Origin of the sequence: Methylophilus methylotrophus DSM 46235 = ATCC 53528 (assembly GCF_000378225.1) — a bacterium.
Classification (GTDB): domain Bacteria; phylum Pseudomonadota; class Gammaproteobacteria; order Burkholderiales; family Methylophilaceae; genus Methylophilus; species Methylophilus methylotrophus.
The window spans coordinates 135772-151695 of record NZ_KB905147.1 but is presented as its reverse complement, the minus strand read 5'-3'; the positions used below and the strand labels follow the sequence as shown (position 1 = coordinate 151695).

The 15924-nt window shown below is 50.0% G+C and carries 14 protein-coding genes and 1 rRNA gene; 12 read left to right on the top strand and 3 right to left on the bottom strand.

The window, feature by feature from the left end; translation table 11 throughout:
* The first annotated feature begins 52 nt into the window (after positions 1–52).
* The 9 genes from rrf to F463_RS0113380 all read left to right on the top strand — a co-directional run bounded on the left by rrf (position 53) and on the right by F463_RS0113380 (position 10519).
* Positions 53–166: ribosomal RNA gene (gene rrf / locus F463_RS0113425) — 5S ribosomal RNA — on the top strand.
* Between the two features lie 516 nt (positions 167–682).
* On the top strand, positions 683–1171 hold the full coding sequence (gene rimP, locus F463_RS0113415) for a ribosome maturation factor RimP (protein WP_018987621.1): 489 nt from the start codon (positions 683–685) through the stop codon (positions 1169–1171).
* A 39-nt stretch (positions 1172–1210) separates the two neighbouring features.
* Complete coding sequence (gene nusA, locus F463_RS0113410) at positions 1211–2677, top strand: transcription termination factor NusA (protein ID WP_018987620.1); 1467 nt, start codon at positions 1211–1213, stop codon at positions 2675–2677.
* Between the two features lie 66 nt (positions 2678–2743).
* Complete coding sequence (gene infB / locus F463_RS0113405; protein ID WP_018987619.1) at positions 2744–5437, top strand: translation initiation factor IF-2; 2694 nt, start codon at positions 2744–2746, stop codon at positions 5435–5437.
* Between the two features lie 150 nt (positions 5438–5587).
* Positions 5588–5944: a 30S ribosome-binding factor RbfA gene (gene rbfA, locus F463_RS0113400; protein ID WP_018987617.1), complete on the top strand. Its 357-nt coding sequence runs from the start codon at positions 5588–5590 to the stop codon at positions 5942–5944.
* Positions 5945–5962: 18 nt separating this feature from the next.
* The gene (gene truB, locus F463_RS0113395) at positions 5963–6862 is read left to right on the top strand and encodes a tRNA pseudouridine(55) synthase TruB (protein ID WP_018987616.1); all 900 of its coding nucleotides are present in this window, start codon (positions 5963–5965) and stop codon (positions 6860–6862) included.
* Between the two features lie 92 nt (positions 6863–6954).
* Positions 6955–8025: a histone deacetylase family protein gene (locus F463_RS0113390; RefSeq protein ID WP_245545252.1), complete on the top strand. Its 1071-nt coding sequence runs from the start codon at positions 6955–6957 to the stop codon at positions 8023–8025.
* A 42-nt stretch (positions 8026–8067) separates the two neighbouring features.
* A complete protein-coding gene (locus F463_RS0113385) occupies positions 8068–8385 on the top strand; it encodes a DUF2946 family protein (RefSeq protein ID WP_026295598.1) in 318 nt (105 codons plus the stop codon).
* Positions 8386–8479: 94 nt separating this feature from the next.
* Positions 8480–10519 carry a TonB-dependent receptor gene (locus tag F463_RS0113380; protein ID WP_033413588.1) on the top strand — a complete coding sequence of 680 codons (2040 nt, stop codon included), beginning with the start codon at positions 8480–8482 and terminating at the stop codon, positions 10517–10519.
* Positions 10520–10609: 90 nt separating this feature from the next.
* Here the strand turns inward: F463_RS0113380 and F463_RS0113375 are convergent, their stop codons facing one another.
* Positions 10610–11005 carry a diacylglycerol kinase gene (locus tag F463_RS0113375; RefSeq protein ID WP_018987611.1) on the bottom strand — a complete coding sequence of 132 codons (396 nt, stop codon included), beginning with the start codon at positions 11003–11005 and terminating at the stop codon, positions 10610–10612.
* 77 nt (positions 11006–11082) lie between these two features.
* Between F463_RS0113375 and F463_RS0113370 the strand changes: the two genes are divergently transcribed.
* A complete protein-coding gene (locus F463_RS0113370) occupies positions 11083–11355 on the top strand; it encodes an oxidative damage protection protein (protein ID WP_026295596.1) in 273 nt (90 codons plus the stop codon).
* A 62-nt stretch (positions 11356–11417) separates the two neighbouring features.
* On the opposite strand, the gene phoU is transcribed toward F463_RS0113370, so the two are convergent.
* Positions 11418–12122, bottom strand: coding sequence for a phosphate signaling complex protein PhoU (gene phoU / locus F463_RS0113365; protein WP_018987609.1), 705 nt, complete (start codon positions 12120–12122; stop codon positions 11418–11420).
* Between the two features lie 87 nt (positions 12123–12209).
* Entirely contained in the window at positions 12210–12872 is a 663-nt protein-coding gene (rpiA, locus tag F463_RS0113360; protein WP_088177819.1) for a ribose-5-phosphate isomerase RpiA, read from the bottom strand.
* A gap of 95 nt (positions 12873–12967) precedes the next feature.
* Between rpiA and ilvA the strand changes: the two genes are divergently transcribed.
* Complete coding sequence (gene ilvA / locus F463_RS0113355; protein WP_018987607.1) at positions 12968–14479, top strand: threonine ammonia-lyase, biosynthetic; 1512 nt, start codon at positions 12968–12970, stop codon at positions 14477–14479.
* Between the two features lie 141 nt (positions 14480–14620).
* The gene (locus F463_RS0113350; RefSeq protein WP_018987606.1) at positions 14621–15754 is read left to right on the top strand and encodes a YVTN family beta-propeller repeat protein; all 1134 of its coding nucleotides are present in this window, start codon (positions 14621–14623) and stop codon (positions 15752–15754) included.
* The last annotated feature ends 170 nt before the right edge of the window (positions 15755–15924 follow it).

Genomic DNA, 15924 nt, shown 5'->3' with positions numbered 1-15924 from the left:
TGCATGTCACATGTCCCTTGTGGATATGTCAGGCATAACATTACCAGTTATGTTTGGGGACAATAGCGGTTTGGAACCACCCCTTCCCATCTCGAACAGGGCCGTGAAACGAACTTGCGCCAATGATAGTGTACTCTTCGTATGCGAAAGTAGGTCATCCCCAAGCTCCTTACACAAAAACCCAGCACAACACTGCTGGGTTTTTTTATTGCTCCGCGCAGATGGGCTGAACACAAGATTGCTGAAAAGCTATAGCTACAACTCACTGCAAGCAATCCTCTGTATGTAGCAGAAACCTAATGCCCTGAGCGCTGCTACTATCAGCAAACTCGCAGGCATAAAAAAACCCGGTGCAAGCACCGGGTTGTGAAGGTCTATGATGAGTAACTCAAAATAGACTGCCATGAAATCTGTCCTGCTATAAATATGCACCGTTTTATCGGTTAATATTGCTTCTTCTCCCTCGTTTTGTAAGTATCATAAGAAAATCGCAGGGTGTTGTCATTGACCCAAGTGGGCTATCAAGTATGCGGTTGATAAAAAGAGTTGTAGCTACAGATATTCCTTTGCTTAGCCTAGATTGACTTTGAATTTAAAAGGATTTTTGGTATAATCAAAATGATAGATGGGCGTTACGCCCATTTTTTGTTTTTGGACGTAGCGTTTTGAATTAAGGGTTCGCATGCAAAATTTGCATTCGGTGGTTGAAAAGACAGTTACTCAGTTGGGATACGAGTTGGTTGATTTTGAAGCGGCCAATCGTGGCAAATTGCTGCGCGTATTTATCGACAAATTGACGCCGAAAGATAACAAGGACAGTGTGACGATTGATGATTGCGTGTTAGTAAGCAATCAATTGGGCAATGTGTTGACAGTTGAACTGGATATTGATTATGACCGTCTGGAAGTATCTTCAGCCGGTTTGGATCGTGTCTTACGCAAAGAGAGCGATTTTGTGCGCTTTGCCGGTGAGCGTGCCCAAATCAAATTGCGTGTCGGTATCAAGGATGATGGTCCCAAAGCCACTGAAACCAGTTTGCCCAGAAAAACATTTCTGGGGTTGTTGCAAGGGGTAGAAGAGGGCAAGGTAGTCATTGAGTGTGATGGCTGGGTTTATAGATTGTCGCTGGATAATATAGACAAGGCTCGTTTGAGCCCGGTCTTTGATTAATTTGTTTTAGCTAATCCGTACGGTGAGTTGGAGATTACGATGAGTCGTGAATTATTGTTGTTGGTTGATGCCCTGGCCCATGAAAAAAATGTGGATAAAGAGGTTATCTTTACCGCTTTAGAGCTGGCGTTGGCTTCAGCAACGAAAAAAAACCATGAAGAAGGTGCTGATATTCGCGTTGAGATTGATCGCGAGACTGGGGATTACAAAACCTTCAGACGTTGGCAATATGTAGAATACGACTTGCTGGAAAGCTCTGCTTACCAATTTGACGAAGAAGACGAAAGAGCTGCTGGCAGACAGATTGGTGATTACTATGAAGAGCCATTGGAGTCTATCTCTTTTGGCCGTATCGGTGCGCAAGCCGCCAAACAGGTGATTCTGCAAAAAGTGCGCGAAGCTGAGCGAGAGCAAATGATTCAGGACTTCCTGGCGCGTGGTGAGAGCCTGGTCACCGGTGTGATCAAACGTATGGAAAAAGGCAATGCCATCATTGAGGTGGGCCGTATTGAATGCCTGTTGCCACGTGAGGCGATGATTCAGAAAGAAAACCTGCGTGTAGGTGACCGTGTACGTGCTTATCTATCTCGCGTTGACCGTGGTGGCCGCGGCCCACAACTGATTTTGTCACGCGTGGCACCTGAGTTTCTCAAGCGTTTGTTTGAACTGGAAGTACCGGAAATCGAAGAGGGTTTGCTGGAAATCCGTTCTGCAGCCCGTGATCCCGGTTTACGTTCCAAAATTGCGGTGAAAACCAATGACCAGCGTTTGGATCCTGTCGGAACTTGCGTTGGGATGCGTGGTTCACGCGTACAGGCGGTGACTTCGGAGTTGGGCGGCGAGCGAGTAGACATCGTGTTGTGGAGCATGGATCCAGCACAATTTGTGATTAATGCACTGGCACCTGCTGAAGTGACTTCTATCGTTGTGGATGAAGACGCGCACAGCATGGACGTGGTTGTAAATGAGGAACAGCTTGCAGTAGCGATTGGCCGTAATGGCCAGAACGTACGCCTGGCGTCTGAGCTGACAGGCTGGAACCTGAATATCCTGACGGAAGAAGCCGCTGCGCAGAAGAGCCAGGACGAATATGCCAAAATCAGCCAGCTGTTTATGGAAAAACTGGATGTGGATGATGAAGTAGCCGATATCCTGGTGCAAGAAGGGTTTAGCACTCTGGAAGAAATCGCTTACGTACCACTAGCAGAAATGTCCGAAATCGAAGCGTTTGATGAAGATACCATCAATGAATTGCGCTCTCGTGCACGTGCCGCCTTGCTGACTGAGGCGATTGCCAAAGAAGAAAAAGTTGAAGAAGACACTAACGATTTGATGACACTGGAAGGCATGGATGCAGACACAGCCCATAAACTGGCTGCGAACGAGATCCATACCAGCGAAGACCTGGCCGAACTGGCCGTGGATGAGCTGGTTGACCTGACCGGAATAGATGAAGAGCGCGCCAAGTCTTTGATTATGACTGCACGCGCCCCTTGGTTTAAATAAACTATGCGGTCAAGCATCATGCAAATATCTTAATTAAAAAATAAAGTAATTGAACTGGAGCAGTACATGGCACTTTCAACCGTCGCACAATTTGCCGCAGAACTGGGTCTGCCAACGACCTTGCTCATCGAGCAACTGAAAAGCGCAGGCGTTAACAAAACGTCTGTGGATGATTTTTTGGAAGAAGGTGACAAAGCTGCCTTGCTGGATTACTTGCGTAAGGAGCATGGTGCAGGTACTGCCCCTAAAGGCAAAATTACCCTGACCCGCAAACAGAATACTGAAATCAAAAAACTGGATAGCTCAGGAAAAGCCCGTACTATTCAGGTTGAAGTGCGTAAGAAACGTGTGCTGGAACGTCCTGAAATTGGCTACGACCAACCGGTAGAGACTGCCTCTTTTGAAGAGGTGGAAGAGGTCGCGCCAGAAGTCTTGGAAGAGTTGCCAGCGGCTGTCGAAGAGGTGGTAGAGCTGCCACCTGTCGAAGAAATTCCAGAGGTGGTGCCTGAGCCTGAACCTACTCCAGTGGAGCCACCGGTTACCGAGGTGGTGCCTACTTTAGAGACGCCTGTTGTCGCGAAAAAAGCAGTCGTGTTGTCAGCACAAGAAATCGCCTTGCGTGAACAGGAAGCGGCGCGTGCAGCCAAATTGGCTGCCTTGCAAGCCGAAGATGTGAAGCGTAAGCAGGCGTTAACGCAGCGTCGTGCCGAAGAGGAGGCCAAGCGTCAAGCAGAAGCCGAGGCTGCGAAGAATAAACCTGCAGCCACCAAGTTGTCTGAAGGCACCTTGCACAAACCTGCTGCCAAAACGACAGACAAGCCGGAAAGCAAAGATAAAAAGGCCAAGACAGATAACCGCGACTGGAACGATAACGAGAATAAAAAACGCGGCATTAAAACCCGTGGTGATGCTGGTGGAGCCAATCAGGGTTGGCGTACTCCTAAGGGAAAACATCACAAATCCAGCAAAGATGATCAACATGCATTTAATGCCCCGACTGAGCCAATCATTAAAGAGGTGATGGTACCTGAGACGATTTCTGTGGCCGATCTGGCACACAAGATGTCGGTAAAAGCAGCTGAGGTCATTAAAGCCCTGATGAAGATGGGCATGATGGTGACGATTAACCAAGTGTTAGATCAGGATACTGCCATTATTTTGGTGGAAGAAATGGGACATAAGGCCCAGGCGGCGGCGGCCAACGATCCAGAAAGCTTCCTGGAAGAAACTGATACTGTAGAAGCGGTGATGGAAGCGCGTCCGCCAGTGGTGACAGTGATGGGTCACGTTGACCATGGTAAGACCTCCCTGCTTGACTATATCCGTCGTAGCCGTGTGGCCTCTGGCGAGGCAGGGGGCATTACCCAGCATATCGGTGCATACCATGTGGAAACCCCGCGTGGCATGGTAACTTTCCTCGATACCCCCGGCCACGAGGCGTTTACTGCCATGCGTGCCCGCGGTGCCAAGGCTACCGATATCGTGATCCTGGTGGTGTCTGCCGATGACGGCGTCATGCCGCAAACGATTGAAGCGATTCATCATGCGAAAGCGGGTAACGTGCCTATCGTGGTTGCGATCAACAAGATTGATAAACCGGAAGCACAACCGGAGCGTGTCAAAAACGAATTGATTACGCATGAAGTGGTCCCGGAAGAATACGGTGGTGACACCATGTTCCGTGAGGTGTCTGCCAAAACCGGTAAAGGCATTGATGAGTTGCTCGAAGCCGTACTGCTGCAAGCGGAAGTGCTGGAGTTGAAAGCGCCGCTCAATACGCCTGCTAAAGGTCTGGTGATTGAAGGCCGCCTGGATAAAGGCCGTGGTCCGGTGTCTACCGTGTTGGTGCAATCCGGTATCTTGCGCCGTGGCGACATGTTGCTGGCAGGCACTGCCTTTGGCCGTGTGCGCGCCATGCTGGACGAGAGCGGTAACGATATCAAGGAAGCTGGTCCCTCTATTCCAGTCGAAGTCTTGGGCTTGTCTGACGTACCTAGCTCCGGTGAAGAAACCATTGTATTGAACGACGAACGCAAGGCGCGTGAAATTGCCTTGTTCCGCCAAGGTAAGTTCCGTGATGTGAAACTGGCTAAACAGCAGGCGGCCAAACTTGAAAACATGTTTGAGCAAATGGCTGAAGGTGAAGTGCAAACCCTGAACCTGATTATCAAGTCAGATGTCCAGGGCTCTTTCGAAGCCTTGACCACCAGTTTGCAAAAATTGTCTACCAGCGAAGTGCGCGTCAATATTATTCACACTGCAGTTGGTGCGATCAGTGAGTCAGACGTGAACCTGGCAGCGGCTTCCAAAGCGGTATTGATCGGCTTTAACGTGCGTGCTGATGCCGGTGCCCGTAAACTGGTCGAAACCATGGGCGTGGACCTGCGCTACTACAACATCATTTACGAGGCTGTAGATGAGATCAAGGCTGCACTGGGCGGCATGCTGGCGCCTGAGCAGAAAGAGCAAATGATCGGTACCGTAGAAATCCGCGAAGTATATCGCATCTCCAAAGTGGGTGCGGTCGCCGGTTGTTACGTACAGGACGGCGTGGTGAAACGTAATTCCAAAGTACGTTTGCTGCGTAACAATGTGATTATCCATACCGGTGAATTGGACTCCCTGAAACGCTTCAAGGACGACGTGAAGGAAGTGAAGAACAATTTCGAATGTGGTTTGTCACTCAAGAACTACAACGACATCGAAGTGGGCGATATCCTGGAAGTTTACGAAGTCGTTGAAGTGGCACGTACACTTTAATTTTAAAAGCAGTGACTTTTAAATCCGTCATGATGCAGGCTGTTTTCGAAGGGCACTATCCAAAAAATGGTCGCTTACATATGCCTTATGCTGCGCTCAATTTTTTGGCTAGCGCCTAGCCTCATCTAGTCTTTTAAAGTCAGGAAACTCATGGCTAAAGCATTTTCAAGAAACGACCGCGTCTCAGAGCAAATGCGCCGTGAACTGGCGGATTTGCTCATGTTTGAGGTCAAAGACCCGCGTGTGCAAATGGTTACCTTGACCGGTGTTGAGGTGGCTGGCGACATGGCACATGCCAAAGTCTTTTACACGGCCCAAAAAAACAGCAAGGGTTTGCAGGCCGGGCTGGAAAAAGCCGCCGGCTTTTTGCGCTCCCAATTGGGTAAGCGCATGATGATACGTACCGTGCCACAACTGCATTTTGTCTATGATGAATCCATAGACCGTGGCATGCATATGGACAAACTCATTCATGACGCCTTGTCCGATACCCCTCCGCAAGAATAACTTTTAATCGCTTAAGCTATGCAGACAAAACGCATAAAACGCGCCGTTAACGGCGTGTTGTTGCTCGATAAACCGTATGGCTTTTCTTCCAACCAGGCTTTGCAAAAGGTCAAATGGTTATATCAGGCGCAGAAAGCAGGCCATACTGGTACATTAGACCCTCTGGCAACAGGCGTGCTACCCATTTGCTTTGGTGAAGCCACCAAGTTTGCCCAGCATTTAACCGACGAAAACAAAACCTATATCGCCACGGTTAAGTTTGGTGTGACAACGACGACTGGAGATAAAGAGGGCGATGTGCTCAACCAGGTAGATTGCCAGGTGACGCGCGAAGATATAGAGCGTGTGTTACCGCAGTTTATGGGTGAAATTACGCAGGTGCCGCCTATGTATTCCGCGCTCAAGGTCAATGGCAAACCATTGTACGAGTATGCGCGTGACGGCGTAGAACTCGAGCGTGCACCACGCCAGGTCACGATTTATGATTTACGTGTGCTGGCTTGCGCAGACAATGGTGCCGAGATTGAAGTGTGTTGCAGCAAGGGTACCTATATTCGCACCTTGGGTGAAGATATCGGTAAAGCCTTGAACGTTGGTGCGCATTTGACCGCTTTGCGTCGTACCGCAACAGCAACGTATCAGATTGCGCATACGGTGACCGTTGAAGCGCTTGAGCAAATGACGGTGGAACAACGCGATGCCTTGTTGTTGCCTGTAGATACCGCCATCAGCGTGTTACCCAAAATTGAGTTGCATGAGGATGCGGCTTATTATTTCAAGCAAGGCAATCCAGTGTGGTTGTCCGGCAATATCCCGGCGGGCGAGTTACGCATCTACAGCGAGGCTGGCCTGTTTCTGGGTGTGGGCCAGCAGCAGCGCGATGGACGTATCGCGCCCAAGCGCGTGGTCAACCTTTAATCTTTCGCAAGACCTTAGGCAAAGACTGCCTGCTTGCCATGATTGCGGCAAGTTTCTACAATCGTCAGATACTTTGTCTCAGGGGCGCGCTCATGCGCATGCGAATTTCTCAAGCGTTATTAATGACTCTGCTGCTACCCTGTTTGCCTTATTCGGCTGCTCAGGCAGAAGACGGCTACACAAAATCTGGTAGCCAGCGTAAAGCTGCAATAACCATGCTTTACGATACACGTTTTGAATTACATGACCCGGGACCAGGTCACCCTGAACGGGCGAGCCGCGTGAATATGATTGTGGAGCGCTTAAAACACAATCCGCAATTAAACGCTTTTTTACGCTGGCCATCTTTTACAGCAGCCTCGCGCCAAGACTTACTGCGTGTACACAGCCCTGCCTACCTGGATTTGCTTGATAAAGAGCAGGCAAGCGTCAAGCCTGGCCAGCATCACCTACTGAGTACAGGCGATACGATGTTGTCACAACATTCCCTGGCCGTTGCGACATTATCGTCAGGTGCGGTGATGGCAGGTGTGGATGCAGTGATGACTCAGCAGTCGTCTACCGCGTTTGCCTTGGTCAGGCCACCCGGTCACCACGCCACGCGTGACCGAGGCATGGGGTTTTGCCTGATCAACCACATCGCAGTCGCGGCGCGTTATGCGCAGCAAAGATACGGTATACAACGCATTTTAATTGTCGATATCGACGTGCATCATGGCAATGGTACGCAGGATATTTTCTATGCAGATAACAGCGTGTTTTACTTCAGTGCGCATCAGCACCCACTGTATCCCGGCAGCGGTAGACCTGGCGAAACCGGAACCGGCCTGGGCTTGGGCTACACCATGAATGTGGATATCGCGCCGGGTAGCAATGAGAGTCGCCTGCTACAGGCCATTGAGCAGCCGCTGGCGCAGGCGATGCAAGCGTTTCGCCCCGAATTGATCATGATATCAGCCGGACTGGATGCGCATCAAGGCGATACGCTAGGGGTATTGCAGTATTCTGACGCGGGCTATGCGACGGTAGCAAAAGCCATCAAGGCATTAGCGGCAGAACATGCTCAAGGGCGTATGGTATGGATGCTGGAAGGCGGATATGTGCCAGCCAATAATGCCAATGCGGTCGAAGCCATCATCCGTACACTTGTGACACAGCCTTAATGGTTCATTCGGTTGTCATAAATATATGTTAATATATTCAATATGTTAAAGCGTTTTTATGTGTCATTCCTGTTGGCGTTTCTGTTTGCCATTGCGCAGACAGGGATGGTCACGCATGAAATCAGCCACATTCAGGAGCTGACGCAGCAGTCTCAACCAGACAAAAATCATCAGGGCAATGAGTCTTGTACGCTGTGTATCAGTCTCGCGCATGCTGCGGGCGCTTTAACGCAATCCCCGCAGTGGAGTCTTCCACCGCAAGCAAGCTTTCCGCTCTCAACCGCCATTATCACAGCGGTTTCAACCAGTCGCGTTGCAATCTATTCCGCGCGCGCGCCACCTTTCATTATTTCAGCCTGATCAGTGAATAAGCTCCAGCCGGCATAGCCGCTTGGACCCCATTGTTTTGCGAGCAGTGCATGTCTGCATTGTTCGCGTATGTCTGGAATAAAAAATGAATATGACAAATCGTCTGGCGCCCTCAGTTTGGCGTCATAAACCAATGTGGCTGGCCATGATGGCGGCATTGACTACATCTGTGACCGCCATAGCAGCAGACAACTCTACCACCATCGACCTTGATCAGGTGCCTGTGACGGGCAATCCGCTGGGGGTCGCTTCAGATGATATGGTAGTACCAGTCTCCGTGCTTGGTGGCCGCGAACTGAGCCTACGCCGTCAGGGCACGCTCGGCGAGACGCTGAATGGTATTCCCGGCGTGACTGCGACCCAGTTTGGTCCGAATGCGTCACGCCCGATTATCCGTGGCCTCGATGCTGAACGTGTCCGCATTATGCAAAACGGCGTAGGCGTGCTTGATGCCTCTTCACTGAGCTTCGACCATGCTGTCGGCATAGACCCATTGATCATTGAGCAAATTGATGTGGTAAGAGGTCCGGCAGCATTGCTGTATGGCGGAAGCGCCATGGGCGGCGTTGTGAATGCCATTGACCATCGGATTCCCAAGGAGTCGCTCAATGGTTATACCGGCCGTGCCGAGGCACGCTTTGGCGGTCCAGATAATACGCGTAACGGTGCCGCTGTGGTGGACCTGGGGAATGGGCTGTTTGCATTGCATGCAGATGTTTATAGCCGCGAAACAAGCAATCTTGATATTCCTGGCTATGCCGTCTCAAAGCGTAAAAGCCTCGCCGATGGCACCGAGCGGGACAGCAAAGGTAAAAAGACGCTGAATAATAGCGCTGGCTTTGCCAATGGCGGTGCGATGGGCGCATCCTGGACCTTTGATAAGGGTTATCTGGGCCTGTCGTATGCCGACTCGAATAACTATTATGGCACCGTGGCTGAAGACGCTGTCAAAATTGACATGAATAACAAGCGCACAGAGCTGGCAGGCGAAGTCAGAGACTTGAAGGGTCCAATAGAAAAACTCAAGCTCAGGATGGCATATACCAACTATAAGCATGTCGAGCTGGAAAATGGTGAGGTAGGAACGACATTTAAAAACCGGGGCATGCAGGGTAGCCTGGAAGGCACGCACCAAACATTCCTGGGGCTGAATGGTGTGGTTGGATATCAGTTTCAGAATACGCGTTTCATGGCGCTGGGGGAGGAAGCCTTTGTTCCCAGTGTGACGACACAGGACCAGTCACTCTATCTTTACGAGGAGTATGCCATAGATAAGCACAAGATTACCTTTGGCGGACGTAAAGGCGAAACGTCCGTGCGATCCGCGGATAGTGACAATTTCGGAACGGGTCAAAACAAACGTTTCAGTCCCAACAGTTTTGCTTTAGGCGGGTTATATACCATTGATGAGTCATGGGCCGCCACAGTCAACCTTTCTCATAATGAGCGTGCACCCAGTTACTTCGAGCTCTTTGCAAATGGTCCGCATGTCGCGACTGGGCAGTTTGAGGTAGGGAGTACCTCGTTGAAGAAAGAGCGTTCAAATGGCATTGATGCGCAACTGAAATGGAAATCAGGCGGTCATAGCATCACTTTTGGTGCTTATGCAACCAAGTTTAAAAATTTTATCGGTTTGTTTAATACTGGCAATGACAGGTTAGTCGATGGTGAGTTATTGCCTGAAGCCGAATTCAGAGCCGTGCCTGCTTTATTCAAGGGGCTGGAGTTGGAAGGCAGGTTTACCCTGAATGACGAGTGGGCATTGAGAGTGCGTGGCGACTACGTACATGCCAAGGATACGCGTAATAATGAATACTTGCCGCGTATTTCCCCTATGCGTCTTGGCGGCGGCCTGGATTACCGCCTGGGTAACTGGAATGCGCGTATGGACGTGTTGCATGCCTTCAAACAAAACGATGTGGCGGAGAATGAGCTCAAAACGGATGGTTATACCAACCTGAGTGCGCTGGTCGCTTACAAGTTACCGGTTAAGTATCATGTGGAACTGTTTGCCAAGGCTAATAACCTGCTCAATGACGAGATACGTGAACACGCCTCTTTCCTCAAGGATATTTCACCGGCGGGTGCGCGGTCAGTCCTAGTGGGTGCCAGGGCCGATTTCTAATACCCTGGTGAAATAAGCCAGGTGAATAAGAAGCTCACTTAAATAAAAAGGTTGGCATTGCCAACCTTTTTTATATTCTAAATGCCTGGCTTAACCAAACAGGATCAATCCCCATATGACGCACAGGTTGATCAGCGCCAATAATACAGCCGCGCTACCAATATCCTTGGCGCGCTTGGCCAATGCATGGCGCTCAATTGAAACACGGTCAACCACGGCTTCTACCGCAGAGTTAAGTAATTCCACAATCATCACCAGCAATACGCTACCCACCATTAAAATGCGGTGCAAGGCTTCGGCTTCCAGATAAAACGCCAGCGGGATCAGCACTAATGACAGCCAAACCTCCTGGCGGAAAGCGTCTTCGTGCTGGTAGGCGGCTTTAAAACCATCCATGGAGTAGCCAAAGGCATTGATTAAACGGCGAACGCCAGTTTTGCCTTTAAAAGGGCTTTCCTGGTGGCTGGATGATTGATTGTTTTGCATGGTTTATCTCTAAATTGCGACATCAGATTTTAACATGCGCTATGATAGCGCTTTTAGCAGTATAGTGAGGATCGAACATGGCAAGAATGGTGCAATGTGTGAAACTGGGCAAAGAGCTGGAAGGCATGGATTTTCCACCTTATCCCGGTGAACTGGGTAAGAAGATTTATATGCACGTGTCCAAAGAGGCTTGGGCAGGTTGGCTTAAGCAACAGACCATGCTGGTCAACGAAAACCGCCTGAGTCTGGCCGACCCGAGTGCCCGGAAGTATTTGGCAGAGCAAACCGAAAAATACTTTTTTGGCGATGGCGCAGATGTTGCCAGCGGTTACGTACCGCCACAATCTTAATTTCGTCATTGGGTTGACCAAACAAAAAAGCACTCCTGGGAGTGCTTTTTTATTATGTGTGGTTAAGATTGCGTCTCGCGTTCGATATCTTCCAGGCTGGTATGGCGGATATCCTTGCCTTTGACCATGTACACGACATATTCAGAGATGTTTTTTGCATGATCGCCGATACGCTCAATCGCCTTGGCCACAAACAGCACTTCCAGTGACATGGAGATGGTGCGAGGGTCTTCCAGCATAAATGTAATCAGCTGGCGCATAGCGGCACGGAACTGCTCATCCACCTGCTCGTCCTGCTTGGCAACTTCTACGGTCTGGCTGACGTCCAGACGGGCAAAAGAGTCCAGTGAAGTACGCAACATCTCACGCACAATCGCAACCATGGATTTGATCTCGTTGAAGCGCGGTTTGTACATGCGGTCCTGCTCATAAATGCGCTGTGCAGTACGGGCAATCTTGGTTGCTTCGTCACCAATTCGTTCCAGGTCGGTGATGGTTTTTACCATCATCATAATCATGCGCAAATCACGCGCCGCAGGCTGTCTGCGCGCGATGATATGGCTGCAGTCTTCATCGACCTGTACTTCGAGCGCGTTGACACGGGTGTCACGCTCCATCACATCTTTTGCCAGGTTCACATCGGCACTGGTCAGTGCTTCCAGCGCATTGACAATCTGCTGCTCAACAAGCCCCCCCATTTCCAGAACCTTGGCGCGTACCGATTCCAGTTCAACGTCATATTGCTTAGAGGTGTGTTCGAATTGCATGACAAATTTTCCTAATAATTGTGCCGATGCAGGTTACCAGCACAATATGACAACAGTGTGATAATTTTTAACGTGATCAATTTCCAATTATTTTGTCAGCGTTTTGACGCCGGTTGGAGTCGCCAACAGGAGTACATTGGCTGGACGGGCAGCAAATAAACCATTGGTCACCACGCCGACGATCTGGTTGATTTTGGCTTCCATGGCGATTGGGTCACTGATGGTTAAACCATGCACGTCCAGAATCAGGTTGCCGTTATCCGTCGTGAAGTCACGCAACTGTGGTTGACCACCCAGTTTCACCAGTTCACGTGCCACATGGCTGCGTGCCATCGGTAATACTTCTACTGGCAGGGGAAACTTGCCCAAGACGGGTACGAATTTGCTTTCGTCACAGATACAGATGAAAGATTTGGCCACAGCTGCCACGATCTTTTCTCGGGTCAACGCACCACCGCCGCCTTTAAGCATATGCATGTGTTCGGTGATTTCATCCGCGCCGTCTACATAAATATCCAGGCTGTCTACACTGTTCAAATCGAATACTTCGATACCGTGGTTACGCAGGCGTTGCGCGGTGGCTTCGGAGCTGGCAACTGCGCCAGTAATTTTGTGTTTGACCTTGGCCAGTTCATCAATAAAAAAGTTGGCAGTCGAGCCAGTGCCAACGCCGATAATGCCATCTTTCACATAGGTTACAGCCGCTTTCGCCACTTCCAGTTTAAGTGCGTCTTGTTGTGCTTTATCCATCGCCATCTGCTTCAATCCTTGATTAATTCTTTATAATACAAACAATTCTCTATCATACACTGCAACCATGCGGTTTTAAAATCCAAACGCATTTCATGACCATCAACTACCGCGAAAAAATCGAACACTCACAAGTGTATGCTGTGGCCAGGCACACTCCCCTGGATGAGATGCCTAACTTGTCGGCACGCTTTAAAAACCGGATATTGCTCAAACGCGAAGATATGCAGCCCGTATTTTCGTTCAAGCTGCGTGGCGCCTATAACAAAATGGCTCACTTATCGCTGGAGGCACTGGCGCGCGGGGTGATTTGCGCCAGCGCCGGAAATCATGCACAGGGGGTCGCGCTCAGTGCGCAAAAAATGGGTTGCCGTGCCGTGATTGTCATGCCAACTACAACACCAGCGATCAAGGTCAATGCCGTACGGTCTCGTGGTGCGGAAGTGGTCTTGTTTGGTGACAGTTATTCGGATGCTTATGCACACGCGCTCGAAGTGGAAAAGACTGAAGGCCTGACCTTTGTACATCCCTATGATGATCCTGATGTGATCGCTGGTCAGGGCACCATTGCACTGGAGGTTGTGCAGGACCATCCAGAACCCATAGAAGCGATTTTCTGCTGTGTTGGTGGCGGTGGCTTGCTGGCCGGGATTGCCGCTTATATCAAAGCGGTCAGGCCGGAGATCAAGGTCATCGGCGTAGAAGCGCAGGATGCCGAAGCGATGACAGAATCACTGAAAAACGGGCAGCGTGTCATGCTGGAGCAGGTGGGCCTGTTTGCCGATGGTGCGGCAGTCAAGCAGGTGGGTGAACATACATTTGCCCTGGTGCAGCAATATGTTGACGAGATGATTGTCGTCGATAATGATGAGATCTGTGCTGCCATCAAAGATGTGTTTGAAGATACCCGTAGCATTCTTGAGCCAGCAGGCGCGCTGTCGCTAGCGGGGTTGAAAGCTTACGCAGAGCGGCATCAGCTGCAAGGTAAAACGCTGATTGCCGTGGCCTCAGGGGCCAATATGAATTTTGACCGCTTGCGCTTTATTGCCGAGCGTGCCGAGCTGGGCGAGCATAGAGAAGCGGTGTTTGCCGTGACGATTCCAGAAACACCGGGTGCATTCAAGGCGTTCTGCCGCCTGTTGGGTAGCCGCAATATCACTGAATTCAATTACCGTTTTTCTGATGTCAGCCAGGCGCATATTTTTGTAGGTGTTGCCGTACACAACCCGGCTGAGGCGGCTGATATCGCCAGCAAGCTGGAAGTAGCTGGCTTGCCGACACTCAATTTAACCGATAATGAAATGGCCAAACTGCATTTGCGCCATTTGGTTGGCGGACATGCGCCGCAAGCACAAAATGAAGTGGTTTACCGCTTCGAGTTCCCGGAAAAACCAGGCGCTTTAATGAACTTTCTTGAATCTATGGGTCACAACTGGAATATCAGTTTGTTCCATTACCGCAATCACGGGGCAGATTTCGGTCGGGTGCTGGTTGGAATGCAGGTGCCGCCAGAAGAGAAAGAGGCTTTTGAGCGATTCCTGAAGCAACTGGGCTATCCTTGCTGGAATGAAAGCCAAAATCCGGCCTACCGCTTGTTCCTGGGATAGGTGGCTGAAAAGAGCCGGATGGTGGTTATTTACAACCAGTTTTTGCCGTGATGGGCTAAAGCATGCCGGAATTAAAAGGTTTATTTATGAGTATGATTCTTGCTGCACCCATAAGCTTTAATTAAAAAAATCAGGAGATAGATGCAAATGTTAAATTCACCTTTGGCGCGTCGTACGCGCATGAGTTTGTTATTGCTGGCGTTGGTTGCCACAGTCGCCGCCTGTAACAAACAAGAAGAGCCTGCGACAGAAGCCGCGGCACCTGCTGCCGAAAGCCCTGCTGGCGCAGTGGCATATGTGTCTACACAAGACGCAGGTGTTAACGTCATTGACTTGGCAACCATGAAAATTACCAAGCAGTTTGATGTCAAGGCCGAAGGGCCGCGAGGTCTGGCTGTGACGGATGATGGCAAGCAACTGGTGGTTGCTACGCGTGAAAACGGCAGTGTGTCAGTGATAGATACGGCAACAGGTGAAGTGGTCAAACAAATTGAGGTTGGCAAGAATCCGGAATTTGTGCGCGTCAGTGGTAATTTTGCCTTCGTTTCTTCTGAGCCAAGCGCAAAGGCAGGCCCGCCACCCAAACCTGGTGAAAAACCGGCAGAAGATGACGACGATGATGACGATGACGAAAAAATCCCGGCCAAAATCGCTGTGGTGGATTTGAGCAAGGGTGAAAAAATCCGAGAAATCACCGGTGGCCCGGAAACTGAAGGCCTGGAATTTTCGGCAGACGGCAAGCAGCTGGTGATTACCAATGAAGCCGATAACACCGTGACTGTGCATAACATTGAGACCGGTGAGCTGTTTAAAACCATCGCTACCCATGAATATGGCGACCGTCCTCGTGGCATCAAGGTGTCTCCAGATGGTAATACTTACCTGGCCACCCTGGAGTTTGGCAACAAATTCATGGTGATGGACAAAGACTTTAACGTTGTCCGTACCGTGGATACGGCTGAAACGCCGTACGGCATTGCCTACGACAGCAAGGGTGAGCGTATTTTTGTCGCAACTAATAAGGCCAAGCTCCTGCAAGTGTTTGATGCCAAGAGCTTTGAAAAAATCAAGGAAGTGCCTACTGGTAACCGTTGCTGGCATTTCAGCTTCACCCCAGACAACAAGAATATCCTGTTGGCCTGCGGAAAGTCCGATGCCGTATTTGTGATTGATGCAGAAAAACTGGAAGTTACCAATCAGGTGGAAGTGAAAAACATGCCTTGGGGCGTAGTCACTTTCCCGAAAGCCATGGGCAGTCTGGAAAACGTTAAGTAAATTGAGCGCTACGTGCGCTAAATTTGAGAAAAAGCCCGCCAGTATAGGCGGGCTTTTTTTATTAAATTTTTTTGGGTCGCCCTAAAGTTTTGTATTTAGCAGCCGTAAACCTACTTAGATAACAACGATTGCGTCTGGAGCATACAGTTTGCCGGAAGCCATGCCGGTAA